Below are 22,481 nucleotides of genomic sequence, written 5' to 3'. Positions count from 1 at the left end.
CACTCAAATGGAAGAAAATATAAAAACGGAGAAAAATCAAGAAGTTCAGGAAGACAAAAAAGGATTTCGTATCGGAGATCTTTTTCAGGGACTTCATGTAAAAGATATTTTTCTGGGACGATTCATTTCCAATGACATTCTTATACGCCAATGGAAACGCATTCTGGTAATTGTCATATTACTTTTCATTTATATCAGCAACAGATATACCTGCCAGCAAAAAATCACCCAGATCGGTGAATTACAAAAACATCTGGTCGATGTCCGTTATGAGGCCCTGACATTGTCTTCTAAATTAATGGGAAGCAGCCGTCAATCGCAAGTCGAGAAATTAATAGAATCGAAAGGTCTTGATCTGCATGAGTCAAAACAGCCCCCGTTTAAACTTGTAAAGAAAAATCATGGCAACCGATAGAGGAAACATCATATTTCGATATATTATCATTACCTTATTAATCGTATTCATTTGCTGTGCAATACTTTATAAGGTAGGCCGCACTGCTTTTATCGATAGAGAGCACTGGCAACGAAAAGCAGATTCTCTCAAAATCGAAAATATAACGATTCTGCCAGAACGAGGCAATATTCTGGCAGAAGACGGACGATTAATGGCTAGTACCGTTCCTCAATACTATTTGTACATAGACTTCAAAGCCGACGGATTGAAACGGGACACCCTCATGAAATACATCACACCTTTGAGCAAAGCTCTTTCAGAAAAACTCGGGGATCGTACTCCTGCCGGATATGAAGCCCATTTATTGAAAGGATACCGTTCTAAAAGCCGCCAATATCCCGTTTATCGAAAAAGGGTTTCCTATACAGATTTGAAAGAGATAAAGCAGTTCCCGCTCTTCAGAATGGGACCTAATAAAAGCGGATTTTATACGAAGCAAATGGTCCAAAGAATAAAACCTTTCGGATCATTAGCTTCCCGTACAATCGGAGATATTTACGGAGAATATGAAAAAGGCGGAAAAAACGGGATAGAACTTGCCTATGACTCTTTATTGCGTGGGACTCCAGGTCGCGGAACAAAACAAAAAATACGCGGACGTTGGGTAAACATGACTAATATCGAACCGATAAACGGGGCAAATATCCGCACGACAATAGACATAAAAATTCAAGATATTACAGAAAAGGCTCTTGTCGAAAAACTCTCGGAAATTGAGGCTGAATCAGGCACGGCAATTGTGATGGAAGTTGCTACCGGAGAGATAAAAGCAATCACAAATATCGGACGCATGCCGGACGGGACATACGCAGAAACTCGCAACCACGCTGTTGCAGATGAAGTAGAGCCGGGGTCAACATTTAAAACCGTCTCTATGATGGTAGCCTTGGATGCCGGCATCATACAACCCGATGATACCGTAGATGTCGGAAACGGTATCTTCATGTATGCAGGCTCTCGAATGACCGACCACAATGCTCACAGAGGCGGGTATCATCGCATCAGTGCAGCTCAGACAATTTGGTACTCGTCTAATATAGGAATCGCAAAAATCATCCTGAAAGGGTTCGAAAAACATCCGCAAGATTTTGTCGACAGGCTATATGCTATGGGACTGAATACACCTGTAAACCTCAATATCCCCGGTGAAGGACGACCCAAAATCAAACATCCGATCAAAGACAAGAACCGATGGTATAAAACGACCTTACCATGGATGACATTCGGTTATGAGATACAAATACCGCCTATATACACTCTGATGTTCTATAATGCCATTGCGAACGGGGGGAAAATGATCAAACCTATTTTCGTTAAAGAAATCAGTAAAGACGGGGTTATTATCGAAACGAAAAAAACAGAAACCGTCAACCCTCAGATTTGTACACCCAAAACATTAGCACAGATACAGCAAATGCTGACCGATGTCGTTCAAAAGGGAACAGCAGGTCCTGTAAAATCGGATTACGTAAAAATTGCAGGAAAGACAGGAACGGCTCAAATAGCCCAAGGAGCAGCCGGATACCGGGGTAATGGGAAACAGCACAGGGTCTCATTCTGCGGATATTTTCCGGCAGACGGGACACCAAGATATACATGCATGGTCTTAGTAAGCAACCCTCATAAGGGTTATCCGTCGGGAGGCTCTATGTCCGGAGCTGTAGTTCGGAGTATTGCAGAACAAATATACGCTCAAGGATTATACCCTTCTGTCGTCGTACAGCATCCCGATACGCTCCACCCCCTCATCCCATATATCAAAAACGGGAATTTTCAGAAATTGACATTTGCTTGCGATTTATTGAAAATTCAATATGAGGATTATGCTAAAGAGTGTTCATGGGTAGAAACGGCAAACCATTCAAATAAAATTATTTTAAACGGGATAAAAACACCAGAAGAATCGATTCCTTCTGTCAAAGGGATGGGAGCTCGAGATGCCATATATTTGTTGGAGAAAGCCGGACTTCATGTAACAATTTCCGGAAAAGGGAAAGTCGTCGGACAATCGATTCCGGCAGGAGCTCGTTTAATTAAAGGTCAAAGAATCACGTTGACATTAAAATAGTGTCGGATAAAAAAACAGAAACAATTATGAAATTAGAATCATTGATACAAGCAATTCCGGTCAAACAAATATCAGGAAATACAAATAAAGAAATTTCCGGTTTAGATTCCGATTCAAGAAACATACAACAAGATTTCCTTTTTGTCGCCGTAAAAGGCACTGCCGTCGATGGGCACCAGTTTATCGACAAAGCAATCGAATCAGGAGCGACAGCAATAGTCTGTGAAGAAATGCCGGAAAACATAACTCCGACAACAACTTATATTCAAGTATCCGACAGTAAAGAAGCATTAGGATTATTAGCCTCCGAATGGTATGCAAATCCGTCTCGGCAATTGACATTGGTCGGAGTTACCGGCACTAACGGCAAAACAACTATTGCGACACTGTTATACGAGATGTTCCGCTTATTCGGAGAAAAAGCAGGTTTGCTCTCGACCGTTTGCAATTATATAGACGAAAAAGCCGTCCCGGCCACACATACGACACCCGATCCTATCACCCTGAACAAACTATTACGGGAAATGGTAGACGCCGGATGCAGATATGCATTTATGGAAGTAAGTTCTCATTCTGCCGATCAAAAACGTATAGCCGGATTAGATTTCGACGGCGGAATTTTTACAAACCTCACACGGGATCATCTCGACTACCATAAAACCGTAGAGGCTTATTTAAAAGCAAAAAAATCGTTTTTCGATCATCTGCCGAAAAACGCATTCGCTCTTACCAACTTGGACGATAAGTCCGGCATGGTCATGCTGCAAAACACAAAAGCCGCAAAACACACATACTCGCTAAAAACTTTGGCCGATTATAAAGGGCGCATCATAGAAAGCCGTTTGGACGGAACGACTCTCGAAATAAACGGAAGAGAAGTTGAAGTTCAATTTGTCGGCAAATTCAACGCATATAACTTATTGGCTGTATATGGAGCAACTTGCCTATTAGGAGAAAATCCGGAAAAAGCACTGATAAAACTCAGCATGCTTATACCCGTAGCCGGACGTTTCCAAACCATTCATTCCCCTGAAAAATATACGGTAATTATCGATTATGCTCACACTCCGGACGCATTAGCCAACGTGCTCGGCTCAATACGTGAGGTCGTCGGTAAAAAAGGCCGGATCATTACAGTCGTAGGAGCAGGCGGTAACCGGGATAAAGGCAAACGCCCTATAATGGCTCAAGAAGCTGTTAAAATAAGTGACCGTGTAATCTTGACATCCGATAATCCCCGATTCGAAGAACCGGAAGATATTCTTTCGGATATGCGGGCCGGACTCTCTCCTCAACAACTGCGCCAGGTTCTGTCTATCTCCGACCGAAGAGAAGCGATAAAGACGGCAACTCAATTTGCTCAGCCGGGAGATGTCATACTTATCGCAGGAAAAGGTCACGAAGACTATCAGGAGATTAAAGGTGTGAAATACCATTTCAACGACAAAGAAGAAGTAGAGAAAATTTTTAAAGAATACGATCAATCAGAAAAATAAGAAATCCGACAAACAATGCTTTATTACTTATTTCAATATCTCGACCAATTAGACTTTCCCGGAGCAGGGATGTTTAAATATATCTCCTTCCGATCCGGATTGGCGCTAATTCTATCCCTGTTCATCTCAACGATCATAGGTAAACGGATCATAGACAAATTACAATACTTACAGATCGGAGAGATCATTCGAGACCTCGGGCTCGAAGGTCAAATGAGTAAAAAAGGGACTCCGACGATGGGAGGCATTATCATTATCATCGCCATTATCATTCCATGCTTGTTAGTAGGAAAGCTCGAAAACATCTATATGATACTGATGCTGGTCACGACATTGTGGTTAGGGACACTCGGATTCCTGGACGATTACATCAAGGTATTTAAAAAAGATAAAGAGGGGTTGCATGGGAAATTCAAAATTATCGGCCAGGTAGGATTAGGGCTTATCGTCGGATTGACCCTTTACCTCAGCCCGAATGTCGTAATCAGAGAAAATGTACTTATAAAAGATGCCAATAATCAAGAAGTTGTCGGATATATGCCCGAAAATATCAAATCGACACAAACGACTATCCCATTCCTAAAAAACAATAACTTTGATTATGCCGATTTAGTTTCTTTCATGGGAGATCATGCTCAAACTGCCGGATGGATCATTTTCGTGTTAGTAACTATTTTTATTGTTACAGCAGTTTCAAACGGTGCAAATCTGACAGACGGACTCGATGGACTGGCTACCGGGAGTTCGGCAATCATAGGTGTCACATTAGGCATTCTCGCTTATCTATCAGGACATATCGCTTATGCCTCTTATTTGAACATCATGTATATCCCGGGAACGGAAGAGTTAGTGGTCTTCGCCAGTGCGTTCATCGGAGCGACGATCGGATTTCTATGGTACAACGCATATCCTGCCCAAGTTTTCATGGGAGATACGGGTAGCCTCACTTTAGGCGGTATCATAGCAGTATTCGCAATTATTATACACAAAGAACTATTAATACCCATTCTCTGCGGGATATTTCTTGTAGAAGAATTATCGGTAATGATTCAGGTCGCCTATTTCCGGTTTACAAAACGGAAATACGGAGAAGGGAAACGCATATTCAAGATGACCCCGTTACACCATCATTTCCAGAAACCGGGAAATGCAGGAATCATAGCGTTGATACAAAAACCTTTTCGTCCGGTTCCGGAATCAAAAATCGTTGTCCGGTTTTGGATCATTGGCATTATACTTGCGGTCATTACCATCGTAACTTTAAAAATGCGATAAAACATATATTAAAATAATATATATCAATGAATAAACGAATTGTAGTTTTAGGAGCCGGAGAGAGCGGTGCAGGAGCTGCCGTTTTGGCAAAAGTAAAAGGTTTTGACGTTTTTGTCTCGGACATGTCCCTGATCAAGGATGCCTACAAGGCGTTATTAAATAAATATGAAATAGAATGGGAAGACGGTCGTCACAGTATCGAAAAAATTCTCAATGCTGACGAAATAATAAAAAGTCCCGGAATACCCGATACCGCACCGGTTATTCGAGAAATACAAAAAAAAGGAATTCCTATAATTTCCGAGATCGAATTCGCAGGAAGATATACTCATGCAAAAATGATTTGTATCACCGGGAGTAACGGAAAAACGACAACAACATTATTAACATATCACATTCTTAAAAATGCAGGACTAAATGTCGGCCTTGCCGGAAATGTAGGCAAAAGTTTGGCATTGCAGGTAGCAACAGAAAATTTCGACTATTATGTAATCGAACTGAGCAGCTTCCAACTCGATAACATGTATAAATTCAAAGCCGATATCGCAGTTTTGCTAAACATTACCCCCGATCATCTTGACCGGTACGGATATGACATGCAAAATTATATCAACGCCAAATTCAGAATTACGCAAAATCAAACCCCCAATGATGCATTTATTTACTGGAATGATGATCCGATTATAACCAAAGAACTAAAGGCCCATGACCTGAAAGCTCGTCTCTACCCCTTTTCGGAAGAAAAAGAGGAAGGTGTAAAAGCTTACACGGAAAACAACCAAATTGTCATCGATGCTCCGAACGATACTTTGACAATTACTGAAGATGATTTAGCATTACAAGGACGACATAATTTATATAATTCCATGGCAGCAAGTATTTCGGCAAAAGTTCTCGATATAAAAAAAGAAGACATACGGGAAGGGCTTAAAGATTTCAAAGGGGTGGAACATCGTCTTGAAAAAGTCGCCCGTGTACGAGGTGTAGAATTTATCAATGATTCGAAAGCGACAAACGTAAATTCCTGCTGGTATGCACTCGAAAGCATGCGTACCAAAGTTATATTGATACTTGGCGGAAAAGATAAAGGTAACGACTATTCCGAAATTGAAGAGTTGGTAAAAGAAAAGGTAAATGCAATCATTTGTTTAGGTGTCGACAACAGCAAACTACACGCATTTTTTGAAGGGAAAGTTCCGCATATAGAAGATGCCTCATCAATGAAAGAAGCCGTAGATAAAGCTTTTGCTTGTGCTCAAAAAGGAGAAACCGTGCTGTTGTCCCCTTGTTGTGCAAGCTTCGACTTATTCAAAAGTTACGAGGATCGAGGAGAACAATTCAAAGAATGCGTACGCAATTTATAACTAAATAAAAAAAGTTATGGATACTGTAAAATCGATTCTGAAAGGAGATAAATATATCTGGGGGGTATACCTGATGCTCTGTATGATTTCAATAGTAGAAATGTATAGCGCCACCAGCACACTGACCTTCAAGATACAAGATTATCTAGCACCCACGATCAGACACACACTCATTCTTTTTTGCGGGACAATCGGGGTCATCATTATTCATAATTTTCACTATAAATGGTTCAAACTGATACCGGTAGTATTGTTGCCACTATCGTTCATTCTGCTCGTTTACGCTATGTTTTTCGGAGAAGAAGTAAACGGGGCACAGCGTTGGCTGACAATCTGCGGAATTCCGTTACAGCCATCCGAATTAGCTAAAATGGCGGTAGTCATCACCGTATCATTCATTTTGGCAAAAAAACAAGTACCGGGAGGGGTGCAACCCGACACATTCAAAACGATACTCATCATAGTCAGTATCTTCTGCATGTTGATCCTGCCCGAAAACTTTTCCACATCGGCGCTATTAGGACTGGTCTGTTTTTGCCTAATGCTGATCGGACGTGTAGAATTAATAAAACTATTCAAGTTAGTAGCAGTACTCGCAGGATTCGTTATCGTACTGTTCTCCATCAGTCCCTATATTCCTGAAAATACGCCCGTACTGGATCGTATTCCTACTTGGCGAGCCCGTATCCTTAATTTTTCTCATGGAAACGACGTCCCGGAATATGCAGTAAAAACAAACGACAAGAATTATCAGGTACACCATGCCCGCATGGCAATAGCCAATGGAGGAGCGATAGGGACATTTCCCGGAAACAGTCGGGAGCGCGATTTTTTACCACAGGCCTACTCCGATTTTATCTATGCGATTATCATCGAAGAAATGGGAGTTGTAGGCGGAGTTGTAGTAATGGCTCTTTATCTGTCCCTACTCATAAGAGCCGGAATGATTGCAAAAAAATGTACCCGGGCTTTTCCTGCATTCCTGATCATGGGTATTGCCATGATGATCGTATTCCAAGCTATAGTCAATATGTCGGTCGCATCGGGGCTCATTCCCGTAACCGGTCAGCCTCTTCCTTTGATAAGTCGAGGAGGAACATCGACGATCATTACTTGTGCTTATTTCGGGATCATGCTAAGTATCAGCCGATATGCGACCCAAGACGCTATTAAAGAAGAAAAAGAATTGACAGGAGAAGAAACAGAAATACCGGAAGACATTTCTGCTCCGAATCCTAATATGTTGTAAATAATGAATATAATGGATAAAAAAATAAAAGTTATTGTCAGCGGCGGAGGAACCGGAGGACACATCTTTCCGGCCATTTCTATTGCGAACGCCATTAAAAACAAATGTCCGAATGCCGATATTCTTTTTGTCGGGGCAGAAAATCGTATGGAAATGGAAAAAGTCCCCGCCGCAGGTTATCCTATTATAGGACTGCCGGTCAGCGGTTTTGACCGCAAGCATCTGCTAAAAAATATCAAAGTATTATTCAGATTATTCAAAAGCATCCGTTTAGCAGATAAAACCGTAAAATCATTTTCTCCGGATATTGCGGTAGGTGTAGGAGGGTATGCCAGCGGTCCTACCTTATGGGCTGCTGCACGAAGGGGCATTCCGACATTGATTCAAGAACAGAATTCTTATGCTGGTGTTACCAACAAATTACTTGCATCTAAAGCGAAGGCAATATGTGTGGCCTACGAAAATATGGAACGATTTTTTCCTAAAGACCGGATTATTCTCACAGGGAATCCGGTGCGGCAAGAATTACAAAACGATACGATAAGCAGGGAAGAAGCTATTCGTTTTTTCAATCTCGATCCCTCGAAAAAAACAATTCTTGTTATCGGAGGCAGCCTCGGAGCGCGTACAATCAATAACAGTATCGCTGCAGGAATAGAAAAAATCCCTCAGAATATACAATTAATCTGGCAAAGCGGGAAAGGATATGATACTCAAGCCCAAAAGGCTCTGGAAGAGAAAAAACCAGAGAATATAAAACAAATGCCGTTTATCTCTCGTATGGATATGGCTTATAAAGCTGCTGATTTGGTAATATCAAGAGCCGGAGCGAGTTCTATATCAGAACTTTGCTTATTAGGGAAACCCGTAATACTGATTCCTTCCCCAAATGTAGCCGAAGATCATCAAACAAAGAATGCTCAGGCCTTATCGACAAAGAATGCAGCTCTGATGATACGGGACTGCGATGCCCAAAATCTATTGATAGACACAGCATTAAAAACTGTTCAAGATGAAACGTCATTAAAAAACATGAGCGACAACATTTCAAAAATGGCGCAACGAGATTCTGCGACACGCATTGCCGACATTATTTTTGAACTGGTCACTAAAAACAAGAAAAATGGAAAACTATAAATCATTATACTTTATCGGAGCAGGAGGAATCGGCATGAGTGCCTTGATTCGATATTTCCTTGCCAAAGGTTATCCTGTTGCCGGATATGACAAAACTCCATCTCCCCTCACAGAAGAGCTTATAAAAGAAGGTGCGCAAATCGTATACGATGAAAATCCGAGGTTGATTCCCTCCGATTTCAAAGATCCGAAAAACACGTTGGTCGTATATACTCCGGCTGTTCCCGAATCCCATGCCGGAATGATATGGTTCAAAGAAAACGGTTTCGAAATCGTAAAACGCGCCCGGCTGCTCGGAATGATTACCCGTACAAGCAAGGGGTTATGTTTTGCCGGGACTCATGGAAAAACGACCACATCCAGCATGGCGGCACATATATTTGCACAATCTCCGATAGGATGCAACGCCTTTCTCGGCGGAATACTGAAAAATTACGGCAGCAATCTGATTCTTTCCGATCATAGCGATCTGACAGTCATCGAAGCTGACGAATATGACCGCTCTTTCCACCAACTAAGTCCGTATATGGCAGTAATTACTGCTGCCGATCCCGATCACTTAGATATATACGGAAACGAAGATGCTTATCTGGAAAGTTTCCGATATTTCACGACATTGATACGACCGGGAGGAGTCCTTATCATAAAAAAGGGGATAAAGATTCGGCCCGACGTCCAAAACGGAGTAACCGTTTATCATTATTCTATGAATGACGGAGGAGATTTTTATGCCCAAAATATCCGTATCGGAAACGGACAAATCATTTTTGATTTTGTAACTCCGAAAGAGACGATCAAAGATATAGAGCTTGGCGTCCCTGTAAAAATAAATATCGAAAACAGCATTGCGGCAATGGCCATAGCCTGGTTGAACGGTGTATCGGCAACAGATATAAAAAATGCCGTCGCATCATTCCAAGGAGCAAAACGGCGATTCGATTTTTGGATAAAACGAGATGATTTGGTAATGATCGACGATTATGCTCATCATCCAGATGAAATCAAAGCCAGCATCTCATCCGTTAAAGAACTTTATCCGGAGAAAAAAATCAGCGTCATTTTTCAACCCCACCTCTACACGCGTACCCGGGATTTTGCTCCACAATTTGCAAAAGCACTGTCTCTTGCGGACGAATTGATTCTGTTGGATATTTATCCGGCACGGGAAGAACCGATTCCGGGTGTCACGTCCGAAATAATTTTTGATAAAGTAACTTGCAGAAATAAAGAACTTTGTCACAAAGATATGTTGTTAGAAAAAATAAAACAACGTAACTTTGAAGTCTTAATTACATTGGGGGCCGGAGATATAGACCGCATGCTCCCTGAAATACGAGACACGCTGAACTCTAAATGAAAAAGCTTTTTAAATACATACTTGTTTCATTATTGCCGGCATATCTGATTGCCAGCCTTGTTTTTTATGCATCAGCACATGACGAGCAGAAATGTTCGCGCATAGAAATCACTTTGTTGGACAGCACCGATACCCATTTTACATCTGTTCAAGAAATCAAAAAACAGATCAAAGATGAAGGCATAGATCCTACGGACAAACCATTAGGAAGCATCAACACCGAAAAAATGGAAAAGATTCTCAAAAAGAATCAACTAATAGCCCGTGCCGAATGTTATAAATCTCCGTCGGGGATTATTCGCATAGACATAGAACAACGTGTACCGATTATGCGGATTATCAGCGGATTTGAATCGTATTACATCGATGAAAACGGAGATATTATGCCGACAACATCTTCGTTTACAGCATATTTGCCTTTAGCAACAGGATATATCACCCATTCCTACGCAAAATCGCAACTATATCCGATGGCCGTCTATCTGAAAAATAACCCGTTCTGGGATGCCCAGATCGAGCAAATATATGTTACGGAAAACAACGAGATAGAATTAATTCCTCGTATTGGGGATAACTTGATACTTTTGGGAAAAATTGATAACTTTGAACAGAAACTCGAGAATCTGCAATGTTTATACGAACAAGCACTTTCCAAAGTAGGATGGAACAAATATGACACAATCAACCTGAAATATAACAATCAGGTGATTTGTTCAAAAAGAGATAAATAAACCGTTATGGAAGCAGGGAAATACATAGTAGCAATAGAACTTGGGACATCAAAAATAGTCGGGATTGTCGGAGTTAAAAACGAAGACGGCAGATTAAATATTCTGGCTACGGAGAAAGAAGACTCCGCCGGCTGTATAAAGCGAGGATGTATCTTCAACGTCGAAGATACCGCCTCTAAAATACAGAAAATCATCAAAAAACTCGAAAACAGGCTTTCTCTCAAGATCACAAAAGTATATGTCGGTGTCGGCGGGCAATCGGTGCACTCGATCAGTCATTCCGTTTTCCGGCAATTGGCAGAGGATACTCCTATTACCGATATGATCATCAACTCCCTGCATGCCGAGAGCCGGAGTTTCCCGGTCGCCAATGCAGAAATTATGGACGTCATTCCCAATGAATATACAATCGACAATCATTTGGAAACTCAACCTAAAGGCACTTATGCCTCAGAAATCGAAGCCCATTTACAACTTGTAGTAGGACGTCCGTCTATAAAGAAAAATATAAACCGTTGCATCGTCGAACGGCTGAAACTTCCCATAGCCGGCTATATAATGTCGGTGCATGCAGATGCCGCCGCCTTATTAGACGATGAAGAAAAGAGTCTGGGGTGCGCCTTGATCAATTTCGGAGCAGGAACAACCACACTATCCATCTATAAAGACAATTTTCTGAGATATGTAGTGACGATTCCATTCGGCGGACGCAATATTACACAAGATATCAGCAGCCTGAATATTCTGATGTCGGAAGCCGAACGACTGAAATTGGCCTTCGGGTGCGCCATCAACAATGGAGAAGAACCCAAAGGTATCGGAATAGAAGGTATTGATTCTTCTAAAATCAATTATCAAGAATTATGCCGTGTAACAGAAGCCCGTATTGAGGAAATCGTTGCCAATATTGTCGAACAAATCAAAGAATCGGGATATAAAGACCAGTTATCGGCAGGTATCATTTTAACCGGTGGTGCATCGCTACTGAAAGAACTGCCCGAACTTCTTGCCCGAGAAACAAAAATGTCGGTACAACGGTGTAATCTTCAAAAAGGAATTACATTCTCAGGACATCAAGAAGGTGGTTTGACGGCTTATTCACAAGCGATAGGATTGCTTTTATTAGGTGAAGAGAATTGCGTAGAGAAACCTATCACCCCAAAAACAGAACCGACTGTAGAAGAACCGGAGAAGCCCGAAAATAAAGAAATCTCAGACGAAAAGGAAAAGAAAGAACATGAGAAAAAACCGAAAAAATCATGGAATATTTTCGGGGCTATTGAAAAAATGACCGATAAAGTCATCAGTTCTACTGAAAACTTTTTAACAGATGAGGAAGATGCAAACCCTCCTCGAAAAAAAAATTAATACGGAGTATTGATCTCAGACCATTCATGAAATTAAAATCACAACGGCTATGGATGAAACTATCGACATAAATAATACACTTCCCTTTGAGGGAGGGAACCCTTCTCCTTCGATCATTAAAGTGATCGGAGTCGGCGGTGGTGGCGGCAATGCCGTAAACCACATGTACAAAACCGGAATAGAGGATGTTACATTCGTTCTCTGTAATACCGACCGACAAGCTTTAGCAAATTCGGACATTCCCCGAAAATTGCAAATCGGAAAAGGCCGGGGAGCCGGATTGGGAGCTGGCGGTATTCCTCCTAAAGGAAGAGAAGCTGCAGAAGAAAGTATAGATGAAATTACCGAACTGTTCAATGACGGAACTCAAATGGCTTTTATTACGGCCGGAATGGGTGGAGGAACAGGAACAGGTGCAGCTCCGATCGTAGCCAAAGTCGCCAAAGATTTGGGTATTCTTACCGTCGGAATCGTAACGATTCCGTTCATTTTCGAAGGCCGGAAAAAGATACAACAAGCATGGGTCGGTGTCGAAGAAATGCGGAAAAACGTAGATGCACTACTCGTAATCAATAACGAACGACTCCGGGAAATTTATCCGGACTTGAACTTTATGAACGCTTTTGCCAAAGCCGATGATACATTGACTATCGCAGCAAAAAGTATCGCAGAAATCATTACGATAGAGGGGCGCATAAATCTCGACTTCGCCGATGTAAAAACCACATTGAAAAATGGTGGTGTAGCCATTATGAGCAGCGGATACGGTAAAGGGGAGAAGCGTGTAACCAAAGCGATCGAAGATGCATTGAACTCTCCTCTTCTAAACGATGACAATGTATTCGATGCTAAACGGGTACTGTTCAACCTTTATTTCAGCCCTGAAGACCAAGATCAGGTAAAAATGGAAGAGATGAACGAAGTAAACGAGTTCATGTCTAAATTTAACGATGATGTCGAAGTCATCTGGGGTGCGGCATTCGACAATTCCCTCAAGGATACGATGAAAATTACGATTCTGGCAACAGGATTCGGATCAAGTGCATTACCCGACCGACCGCAATACGCAGAGATAGAAAATCCTTGGGAGATTCCTTCGGATGAACATCCGGAAGAAAAAAACGAACAGATACCGAATAATAAAGAAAATATTATAGAGCAAATCTACGGGCAAAAGGCTGCCGATGAGATGAAACGTACCAAAGCCCGGGCTTCATTCGCCATCTTGTCGATAGACCAAATGGATAACGACACGATACTGGAAATGATCGATAAATCCCCAACTTACAACAGAACCCCGCAATTCAAATCCCAGCTGGAAAAAGCAATGGAAAATAAAACCGAAGAGCAGGAAAGCGTAATTTCGGTACAAACTTCCGAAAAGGATAATAACCCGAACGGGAGAATATTATTTTAAAATAAATTGAACTTAAATACTACAAACAAATGAGCCTATTTGATCAAATCAGCAGCGATATAAAAGCTGCTATGCTGGCAAGAGACAAACAGAGACTGGAAGCTCTGCGTGGTGTAAAAAAAGAATTTCTGGAAGCTAAAACGGCAAAAGGATCGGACGGAGATCTGCCCGATGAAACAGCAATGAAGATTTTAGTAAAAATGGTAAAACAGCGCAAGGACAGTGCACAAATATATATCGAGCAAAACCGTCCGGAATTAGCGGAAGGTGAATTAGCAGAAGCTAAAATCATAGAAGAGTATTTGCCGCAACAAATGACAGAAGAGGAACTGGAAACAGCATTAAAAGCCATCATAGCCGAAATCGGTGCTACTTCGGCAAAAGATATGGGCAAAGTCATGGGTATAGCAACCAAACAACTGGCAGGGAAAGCCGAAGGAAAAGCTATCTCGGCAAAAGTAAAAGAATTACTTGCCTAATCTATTCACGAACAAAACATTATGTTATATGTTAACACTTGCTGCTATTAAAGAAAATCCCGAAGAAATCATTCGGAAATTAGCAAAAAAACATTTCGACGCAAAAGACGCGATCGAAAAAGTGCTGGATCTGGACAAAACAAGACGGACGTCTCAAGCAGAATTGGATACTCGTCTGTCTGAATTGAAAACTCTTTCCGCCCAAGTAGGCCAGCTAATGAAAGAAGGGAAAAAAGCCGAAGCCGAAACGGTTAAAAATAAAGTTTCCGAACTAAAAGAACACAATAAAACGCTCGAAGCAAATATGAAAAATGCTGAAGCGGAAATTACGGAAATTTTGTTATCCGTACCCAATACTCCATGTGACATGGTTCCAGAAGGAAAGAGTGCGGAAGATAACGTTGTCGTACGAGAAGGCGGTCCTATGCCCGATTTAGGAGAAGACGCTCTCCCCCATTGGGAATTGGCAAAAAAATATGACTTGATCGATTTTGAATTAGGTGTAAAGATTACAGGAGCAGGTTTCCCGGTTTATAAAGGTAAAGGAGCACGTCTGCAACGGGCTCTGATCAGTTTCTTTCTGGATAATGCTCGGGAAGCCGGATATTTAGAAATACAACCGCCTTATGTCGTTAATGCGGCATCGGGATACGGGACAGGGCAATTACCCGACAAAGAGGGACAAATGTACCATTGTAACGAAGATGACTTATATTTGATTCCGACAGCAGAAGTCCCGGTTACCAATCTTTATCGAGATGTAATTTTCAACGAAGAAGATTTGCCGATAAAAAATACGGCATACTCTGCTTGCTTCCGCCGTGAAGCCGGCTCATACGGAAAAGACGTAAGAGGATTGAACCGTCTGCATCAATTCGACAAAGTCGAAATCGTACAGATACAACATCCCGACCACTCTTATGAAGCTTTAGACGAAATGATCGCTCATGTTCAAAGCCTGGTCGAAAAGCTGGAATTACCTTGGCATATCCTGCGTCTCTGCGGAGGAGATATGAGTTTTACTTCTGCCATTACTTATGACTTCGAAGTATTCTCTGCAGCCCAAAAACGATGGTTAGAGGTAAGTTCTGTTTCTAATTTTGAAAGCTATCAGGCAAACCGTCTGAAGTGCCGTTTCCGTACCAATGATAAGAAAACCCGATTGGTGCATACTCTTAACGGCAGTGCTTTGGCTTTACCTCGTATCGTAGCAGCTTTGCTCGAAAATAACCAAACTCCGGAAGGAATCCGCATTCCCAAAGCATTAGTTCCTTATACGAGCTTTGATATTATCGACTAAGAAATCAACACTCCTATTGAAAGGAGAAATCGAAAATATTTTCAAAACTGAAAATCAACAATCACAAAAGAGCCATATCAAACTCTATTTTTGAGTAAGGATATGGCTCTTTTCATTACAAAATTTCAGAGTCTTTTTACACTTCCCAATAAGAGCATTTTATCAGATTATCTTTTCGTTTTCTTTTGGACAGCTTTCCCGTTTTCACTCTCAGAAAAACATCCTTGAAAAAAGCTCTCAAACCCGATACGATCAAAATTAAACACTCTCTTAGTTATTCTTTCAAAAGAAATTCATCGATAATTTTCTTGAATTCTTCTTTCCCGATAGCTCCTTGTATCATCTGCGGTTGTCCGTTCATCGGGATAAATAACAGCGAAGGAATAGAACGAATGCCAAAATCGGCAGCCAACTCCTGCTCTTGATCTGTATCGATTTTATAAATATAAATCTGATCTTTATATTCCTTTGCCAAATCATCTAAAATCGGAGCAACAGCTTTACACGGACCGCACCAAGTGGCATAAAAATCTATGATTGCCGGCTTATCTCCACGATATACCCATGTGTCCGGATTCTTTTCATAATCCGCCACCTTATCCAAAAACTGTACTTTATTCAGGTGAACCGGAACATTTTCCGGCTCATTACTTAAAACGGATTGTGTCTCATCCGAAATATTCTCTTTTTCCGGCTTACTTTGTCCATTACAGGCCACAAATAAAGGAAACAGTAAAAATGCGAATACAAAATTTTTCATAACCAACCTTGTCTTATAATTACCTTCTGTTACAATTTTTTTCAAATATCGGCTGCAAAATATCCGGTACAGGAACACTTCCGCAAACCATTCCCTGCAAACATTCCCGACCTTTTACCGTCAAATGAAAATACATCTGACGCTTATCCCGTTCTCCTAAAACACGTTCTATCAATCCTTTTCCTTCAACCGAACCTATCATTTTCGAAGTATGGGAACAAGTCATTCCCGTACTTTCCGCAATTTCGCCGGACGATAGAGATGCATTTTCTAAACAACAAAGTACCATCGCTTCATTCAGCCCTACTCCATGTACTTTCTCAAAATCCCGTTCGAAGTCGTTTAACGCCCGGTATATATCCCGCATAATACATATATTTCTCATAACTCCTTAAATAAAAAGATTCACATTAGATTCATCCGCCTTAGCCATATATGTAGCTACTCCGCCTACAGAAACCTCATCCAACAACTCTTCGGGATGTATGCCCATAACATCCATAGACATTTGGCAAGCAATAAACTCTACTCCATTTTCCAAAGCCTGACGTCGCATAGATTCTAACGAATCCACTCCTTTCTTACTCATCAAAAAGCGCATCATGCGTCTACCCAATCCTCCCATATTCATTTTGGAAAGTTTGAGCTTCAAAGAGTCCGAAGGCAGCATAAATCCGAACATCCTGCCAAAAATATCTTTCTTAACCTTTGGTTTTATCTCCTTCTTTATAACATTCAGACCCCAGAACGTAAAAAACAAAGTCACCTTTCCTCCTGTTGCAGCCGCACCGTTTGCCAATACAAATGTAGCCAAAGCCTTATCCAAATCATCGCTAAACAGAATAAAAGTTTTCCCTTTGGGAGTACTACATACCGACTGAACGTCCACATCTTTCTTCACATTCTTTTCAATTACAGTCGAGAATCTTCCCGATGCTTCCGTTTGAGCGATAAGCTTATGCCCTGTCTGCTTACACCACGCAGCACTGTCTCTTAAGAAACCCGGATCAGAGGAAATCAACTCTACACGTTCTCCCGGCGCTATCTCATCGATACTTTTCTTCAGTTTGAGTATAGGCCCCGGACATTGCAATCCGCACGCATCCACAGTTAAGACGCCAACCGGCTTTTGCGCTTTCTGATTATCGATATCCTGAATAACCGCATCCGGTTCACACTGCGGAATTTCAGGAGAGAGAGAATGCATTACTGCGCTATAAGTTTTATATCCGCCCGAAAGATTTTTCACCTCTTGAAATCCGTTTCCTTTCAAAATACAAGAAGCCAAATACCCTCTTAAGCCGACAGCACAATATACATATACAGGCTTATTCCGAGGAATTTCATCCAAATGTTCTCTCAATTCGTCCAACGGTATATTTTTAGCCCCTTCAATAGGACACAATGCAAACTCATCTGCTGTACGGACGTCGAGCAACGTTACTTTATTTCGGTCAAGAGTCTTCAACTCTCTCCAATAAAACGGATTCATTTTTTTCTCCAAAATATTTCCGGCAACATATCCGGCAATAGCTACAGGATCTTTCGCTGAAGAAAAAGGCGGGGCATAAGCATGCTCCAGCGTCATTAAATCATACACCGTTCCATTATGCTTAATTACCTGAGCAAATTGATCTATCCGCTTATCTACACCTTGATATCCTACAATCTGAGCTCCATATAACTTTCCGGTCAGTCGGTCGAAAGTAATTTTTATCGACATAGGTGCTGCTCCGGGATAATAACCGGCATTAGACCCCGAATGGGTAATAGAAGAGCAATAATCAATGCTTTCCTGAGCTAAGCGCTTAGCCGGCAAGCCGGTAGTTGCTACCGTCATATCAAAGACTTTCGCAATTGCAGTCCCGACAGCGCCTTCATACATGACGACATTTCCTTTACTCATATTATCAGCAGCAATACGCCCCTGACGATTTGCAGGAACTGCTAAAAAATTCATCCAAGGCTTTCCGGTCAACGGATGCGGATACTCGATAACATCCCCTACGGCATACACACTCTCGTCCGAAGTCCGGAGAAATTTATCAACGACAATTCCTCCTCGTTCCCCGATTTTTAACCCGGCACTAACAGCCAACGAATTATTCGGACGAACTCCGATAGACAGAATTACCATATCGGTATCTATGACCCGCCCGCTTTTAAAATTCACTTTTAATCCGGAAGCAGTTCGTTCAAAAGAGATTACACTCTCATTCAACAACAAATCCACACCTTTTTGACGCAAATGTTCGTGTATTATAGCCGCAGTCGAATAATCGACCGGAGTCATTACCTGATCTGCCATTTCGATGACAGAAACACGTATATTATTATGCCAAAGATTCTCCGCCATTTCCAACCCGATAAATCCGCCACCGACAACAACCGCCTTTTTCACGTCTCGAGTCTGGAGAAATTTCTTAATGTCATCGGTATCATCGACATTACGCAAAGTGAATATACCCTCCGAATCGATTCCTGGAAGAGGAGGACGTACGGGTATTGCTCCCGGAGACAAAAGCAGCTTATCGTAAGATTCGGCATACTCTTCTCCTTTACCGTTACGCACCAGTACTCTCTTCTGACCGAGATCTACAGAAATGACCTCCGATTCTGTCCTGACATCCAAATTAAACCGTTTCCCGAATATTTCAGGGGTCTGCACAAATAATTTTTCTCTATCCTGTATTATGCCACCGATATAGTAAGGCAATCCGCAATTGGCATAAGATATATACTTACCTTTTTCAAACAATATAATCTCAGCCTGTTCATCATTCCGTCTAAGCCGAGCCGCTGCTGTCGCTCCACCGGCGACTCCTCCTACAATTAAATATTTCATATTATCCCTATTTATTTCCTGTAAAAATATTTTCTAAAAGAAAACAATATTGCAAAGATAGATATATTTTTCAATAAAACAAATTTCCATTGGAAAATATTTAATTCATAAGATAAATACAAGATTATAAAAATAAAAATCCCTCATGCCACTTTCTGCTCAAAACTACATGAGGTTATTTCATAAAAAATCAAAATATCACTTTCCCTTTTTCTGCCTTTCATATTCGGCAACAGTCAGGCACAACTCATCATACCATTCCTGACCGAATCTGCGAATTAAAGGTTCTCGAAGAAACTGATATACTTTCACCCCCTCTTTTCTACCTAAAACTTCAGCAGCCTTGCAAATTTTCCATCGGCTATAATTCACTGCCGTAAAAGTATCATAAGCCGTCAGACGTATAGGATAAAGGTGGCAAGATATCGGTTTATAAAAATCGGTCTTCCCTTCCCGATAAGCCTTTTCTATGGCACAATGGCACATGCCTCCCGGCTCATAACAGGTAAATACACAGTCTTTCCCATTGACAATAGAGGTAACCAAATCTCCTTCTTCGTCGATATAAGCAACTCCTTGTTCTTCTATTACCCGATGAGCAGCAGGAGTCAAGTCATTCCATACCACCGGTAATACTTCTTTTAATTTTCTCCGCTCTTCTTCATCGATCGGAGCTCCGGCATCACCCTCAATGCAACAAGCACCCCGGCAAGCTTCCAGATCGCAGATAAATTCTTTCTCGACTACATCAAAACTAACCAACGTATCTTGTATCTGCAACATAAATTTTTCTTACTAAAAGACAATGGATAACAGGGACATTCCTATTATCCATTGCATATAAAATTACGAACCTTCAAATTTTTTAATCGTTAATCAAGCACTTACCCGTCATTTCGGCAGGAGGAACAATTCCCAAAATATGACAAATCGAAGGAGCTACATCTGCCAAAATTCCGTTTTCCACTTTCGCAGACTTGTTTTCCGTCACATATACAAACGGAACAGGATTCAAGGAATGTGCCGTATTCGGCGTGCCATCACTATTCAAAGCATGGTCTGCATTTCCATGATCAGCAATAATAATAGCTTCATATCCGTTTGCCTTAGCTGCTTCGATAGCGTCTTTTACACAAGCATCTACAGCAACGACAGCTTTCTCGATAGCTTCATATACTCCGGTATGTCCTACCATATCGCCATTTGCATAATTCACGACGATAAAATCATACTTATCTTCATTTATTGCTGCTACGAGTTTATCTTTTACTTCGTAAACACTCATCTCCGGTTTTAAATCGTAAGTAGCAACTTTCGGCGAAGGTACTAAAATGCGGTCCTCGTTATCGAACGGAGTTTCACGCCCTCCGTTAAAGAAGAATGTTACATGTGCATATTTTTCCGTTTCGGCAATATGAAGCTGCTTCAGTCCCTTCGAAGCTAAAAATTCGCCTAATGTATTTACCACATTTTCTTTATCGAACAAGATATGTACACCCTTGAAAGATGCGTCATACGGAGTCATACAATAGTATTGCAGATTAGGAATCGTATGCATCCCGAATTCCGGCATATCCTGTTGAGTAAGAACAACGGTCAACTCTTTTGCCCGGTCATTCCGATAATTGAAAAATATAACCACATCTCCCTCTTTGATCGTCCCGTCAAAATTCGCATTGACAATCGGCTTAACAAACTCATCGGTTACTCCCTCATCATAAGATTCTTGCATAGCTTTCACCATACAATCGGCCTTTTTACCTACTCCGTTTACCAATAAGTCATAAGCCTCTTTAACACGTTCCCAGCGTTTATCCCGGTCCATAGCATAATAACGTCCGATAATAGACGCTATTTTTCCGGCACTCTTTTCACAATGAGCATAAAGTTGTTTTATAAAGCCTTCACCGCTTTTCGGATCGGTATCCCTGCCATCCATAAAACAATGGATAAATACATTCTCGAGATTATATTCTTTGGCTATATCACAAAGTTTAAAAAGATGATCGAGAGAACTATGTACTCCTCCATCAGAAGTCAATCCCATAAAATGAATATTCTTCCCTTTTTCTTTTGCATATGAAAAAGCAGAAATAATTTCAGGATTTTTCAAAATACTATTATCTGCACAAGCTCTATTGATCTTTACCAAATCTTGATATACGACACGTCCCGCGCCGATATTAAGATGACCGACTTCCGAATTTCCCATTTGTCCATCGGGCAAACCTACATTTTCACCGGAAGCCTGCAATTGGGAATTAGGATAAGTCGCCAATAAATAGTCCCAATAAGGTGTCGGAGTATTGAAAATAACATCATCTTTCGCATGATCGCCGATACCCCAGCCATCCAAAATCATAAGAAACGCCTTCTTTTTCATTGTGTATCTGTTTTATAATTATAACCTGTTTTCTGAATGCGACACAAAGGTACGAAAAACGAAAATATTTTTATACACAGAAAATTGTTATATGTTATTATTCCTGCTTAAAATTTTATCTAAAAACGGGACAAAAATGATTTTATGAAAATTTTGAATTACTCAAAAATCCTCAATTTTGCTCAAACCACGACTAATACAAAATAAAAACCGCCTCGTATTTCCGAAGCGGTTTTTATATAGCCTTTCTTGAGAATAATTACACTCTCTTTTCTTTGATTCTGGCTTTCTTTCCGGTAAGCGCACGCAAATAATACAATTTAGCACGACGCACTTTACCGATTTTATTTACAGTAATACTGTCGATAAACGGAGATTCGATCGGGAAAATTCTTTCCACTCCCACATTCTCAGACATTTTGCGAACTGTAAAACGCTTTTTATCACCGTGTCCTGAGATACGGATAACAACGCCACGATACAACTGTATACGTTCTTTGTTACCTTCTTTGATACGGTATGCTACGGTAATCGTATCCCCGCTCTTGAATTTCGGGTGTTGTTTTCCGGTAGCAAACGCCTCTTCTGCAACTTTAATCAGATCCATTTTTAATAGCTATTTAAAATGTTTGTATTGAAACGTAATGTAACAGGGTACTCTTCTCCTGCCAGAGATTACGAAAAGCGGTGCAAAGTAACAATTTATTTGCCAGATAACCAAATCAAAGGGATTTTTTTTGCAAACGGAAATACCGAACAAGCAAACTTCCTTAACAACAAATAAACGTTAATAAC

The 22,481-nt window shown here is 41.0% G+C and carries 19 protein-coding genes; 13 read left to right on the top strand and 6 right to left on the bottom strand.

Annotated elements, in window-relative coordinates:
• The first annotated feature begins 7 nt into the window (after positions 1-7).
• The 13 genes from AC0UMU_RS08410 (at position 8) to serS (ending at position 15,698) form a co-directional block, all read left to right on the top strand.
• Positions 8-415: an FtsL-like putative cell division protein gene (locus AC0UMU_RS08410; RefSeq protein ID WP_022390260.1), complete on the top strand. Its 408-nt coding sequence runs from the start codon at positions 8-10 to the stop codon at positions 413-415.
• Positions 402-2,525 carry a penicillin-binding protein gene (locus AC0UMU_RS08405; protein ID WP_278714871.1) on the top strand — a complete coding sequence of 708 codons (2,124 nt, stop codon included), beginning with the start codon at positions 402-404 and terminating at the stop codon, positions 2,523-2,525. Before AC0UMU_RS08410 ends, AC0UMU_RS08405 begins: the two co-directional genes overlap by 14 nt.
• Before the next feature lie 26 nt (positions 2,526-2,551).
• Positions 2,552-4,021: a UDP-N-acetylmuramoyl-L-alanyl-D-glutamate--2,6-diaminopimelate ligase gene (locus AC0UMU_RS08400; protein WP_009318113.1), complete on the top strand. Its 1,470-nt coding sequence runs from the start codon at positions 2,552-2,554 to the stop codon at positions 4,019-4,021.
• Positions 4,022-4,036: 15 nt separating this feature from the next.
• The gene (gene mraY / locus AC0UMU_RS08395; RefSeq protein ID WP_009318114.1) at positions 4,037-5,296 is read left to right on the top strand and encodes a phospho-N-acetylmuramoyl-pentapeptide-transferase; all 1,260 of its coding nucleotides are present in this window, start codon (positions 4,037-4,039) and stop codon (positions 5,294-5,296) included.
• A gap of 26 nt (positions 5,297-5,322) precedes the next feature.
• Positions 5,323-6,660, top strand: a complete 1,338-nt coding sequence (gene murD / locus AC0UMU_RS08390; RefSeq protein WP_278714873.1) for a UDP-N-acetylmuramoyl-L-alanine--D-glutamate ligase — start codon at positions 5,323-5,325, stop codon at positions 6,658-6,660.
• Positions 6,661-6,676: 16 nt separating this feature from the next.
• Entirely contained in the window at positions 6,677-7,909 is a 1,233-nt protein-coding gene (locus tag AC0UMU_RS08385) for an FtsW/RodA/SpoVE family cell cycle protein (protein WP_009318116.1), read from the top strand.
• A 12-nt stretch (positions 7,910-7,921) separates the two neighbouring features.
• Positions 7,922-9,046 carry an undecaprenyldiphospho-muramoylpentapeptide beta-N-acetylglucosaminyltransferase gene (gene murG / locus AC0UMU_RS08380; protein WP_278714344.1) on the top strand — a complete coding sequence of 375 codons (1,125 nt, stop codon included), beginning with the start codon at positions 7,922-7,924 and terminating at the stop codon, positions 9,044-9,046.
• A complete protein-coding gene (gene murC, locus AC0UMU_RS08375) occupies positions 9,033-10,403 on the top strand; it encodes a UDP-N-acetylmuramate--L-alanine ligase (RefSeq protein ID WP_278714342.1) in 1,371 nt (456 codons plus the stop codon). Before murG ends, murC begins: the two co-directional genes overlap by 14 nt.
• A complete protein-coding gene (locus AC0UMU_RS08370) occupies positions 10,400-11,134 on the top strand; it encodes a cell division protein FtsQ/DivIB (RefSeq protein WP_288640441.1) in 735 nt (244 codons plus the stop codon). The genes murC and AC0UMU_RS08370 overlap by 4 nt, the downstream gene beginning before the upstream one ends.
• Before the next feature lie 6 nt (positions 11,135-11,140).
• Positions 11,141-12,502 carry a cell division protein FtsA gene (ftsA, locus tag AC0UMU_RS08365; protein ID WP_278714339.1) on the top strand — a complete coding sequence of 454 codons (1,362 nt, stop codon included), beginning with the start codon at positions 11,141-11,143 and terminating at the stop codon, positions 12,500-12,502.
• A 67-nt stretch (positions 12,503-12,569) separates the two neighbouring features.
• Positions 12,570-13,919 (top strand): cell division protein FtsZ, encoded by a 1,350-nt coding sequence (ftsZ, locus tag AC0UMU_RS08360; RefSeq protein WP_423767119.1) that lies wholly within the window; start codon positions 12,570-12,572, stop codon positions 13,917-13,919.
• 29 nt (positions 13,920-13,948) lie between these two features.
• Positions 13,949-14,398 carry a GatB/YqeY domain-containing protein gene (locus tag AC0UMU_RS08355; RefSeq protein ID WP_122303809.1) on the top strand — a complete coding sequence of 150 codons (450 nt, stop codon included), beginning with the start codon at positions 13,949-13,951 and terminating at the stop codon, positions 14,396-14,398.
• A gap of 28 nt (positions 14,399-14,426) precedes the next feature.
• On the top strand, positions 14,427-15,698 hold the full coding sequence (gene serS, locus AC0UMU_RS08350) for a serine--tRNA ligase (protein WP_278714337.1): 1,272 nt from the start codon (positions 14,427-14,429) through the stop codon (positions 15,696-15,698).
• Between the two features lie 274 nt (positions 15,699-15,972).
• Here the strand turns inward: serS and trxA are convergent, their stop codons facing one another.
• The 6 genes from trxA to rplS form a co-directional block, all read right to left on the bottom strand.
• Positions 15,973-16,458 (bottom strand): thioredoxin, encoded by a 486-nt coding sequence (trxA, locus tag AC0UMU_RS08345; RefSeq protein WP_022390268.1) that lies wholly within the window; start codon positions 16,456-16,458, stop codon positions 15,973-15,975.
• Between the two features lie 19 nt (positions 16,459-16,477).
• Complete coding sequence (locus AC0UMU_RS08340; RefSeq protein WP_009318125.1) at positions 16,478-16,843, bottom strand: MarR family transcriptional regulator; 366 nt, start codon at positions 16,841-16,843, stop codon at positions 16,478-16,480.
• A gap of 6 nt (positions 16,844-16,849) precedes the next feature.
• The gene (locus AC0UMU_RS08335; RefSeq protein ID WP_278714335.1) at positions 16,850-19,303 is read right to left on the bottom strand and encodes an FAD-dependent oxidoreductase; all 2,454 of its coding nucleotides are present in this window, start codon (positions 19,301-19,303) and stop codon (positions 16,850-16,852) included.
• A gap of 198 nt (positions 19,304-19,501) precedes the next feature.
• Positions 19,502-20,086, bottom strand: a complete 585-nt coding sequence (locus tag AC0UMU_RS08330; protein WP_022390270.1) for a DUF3109 family protein — start codon at positions 20,084-20,086, stop codon at positions 19,502-19,504.
• Between the two features lie 82 nt (positions 20,087-20,168).
• On the bottom strand, positions 20,169-21,686 hold the full coding sequence (gene gpmI / locus AC0UMU_RS08325) for a 2,3-bisphosphoglycerate-independent phosphoglycerate mutase (RefSeq protein WP_022390271.1): 1,518 nt from the start codon (positions 21,684-21,686) through the stop codon (positions 20,169-20,171).
• A gap of 259 nt (positions 21,687-21,945) precedes the next feature.
• Positions 21,946-22,293, bottom strand: a complete 348-nt coding sequence (gene rplS, locus AC0UMU_RS08320) for a 50S ribosomal protein L19 (RefSeq protein WP_009318129.1) — start codon at positions 22,291-22,293, stop codon at positions 21,946-21,948.
• Between the last annotated feature and the right edge of the window lie 188 nt (positions 22,294-22,481).

This window comes from Coprobacter fastidiosus (assembly GCF_982245605.1).
Note: the sequence above shows the minus strand (reverse complement) of the source record. Positions and strands in the feature narration are given on the sequence as shown.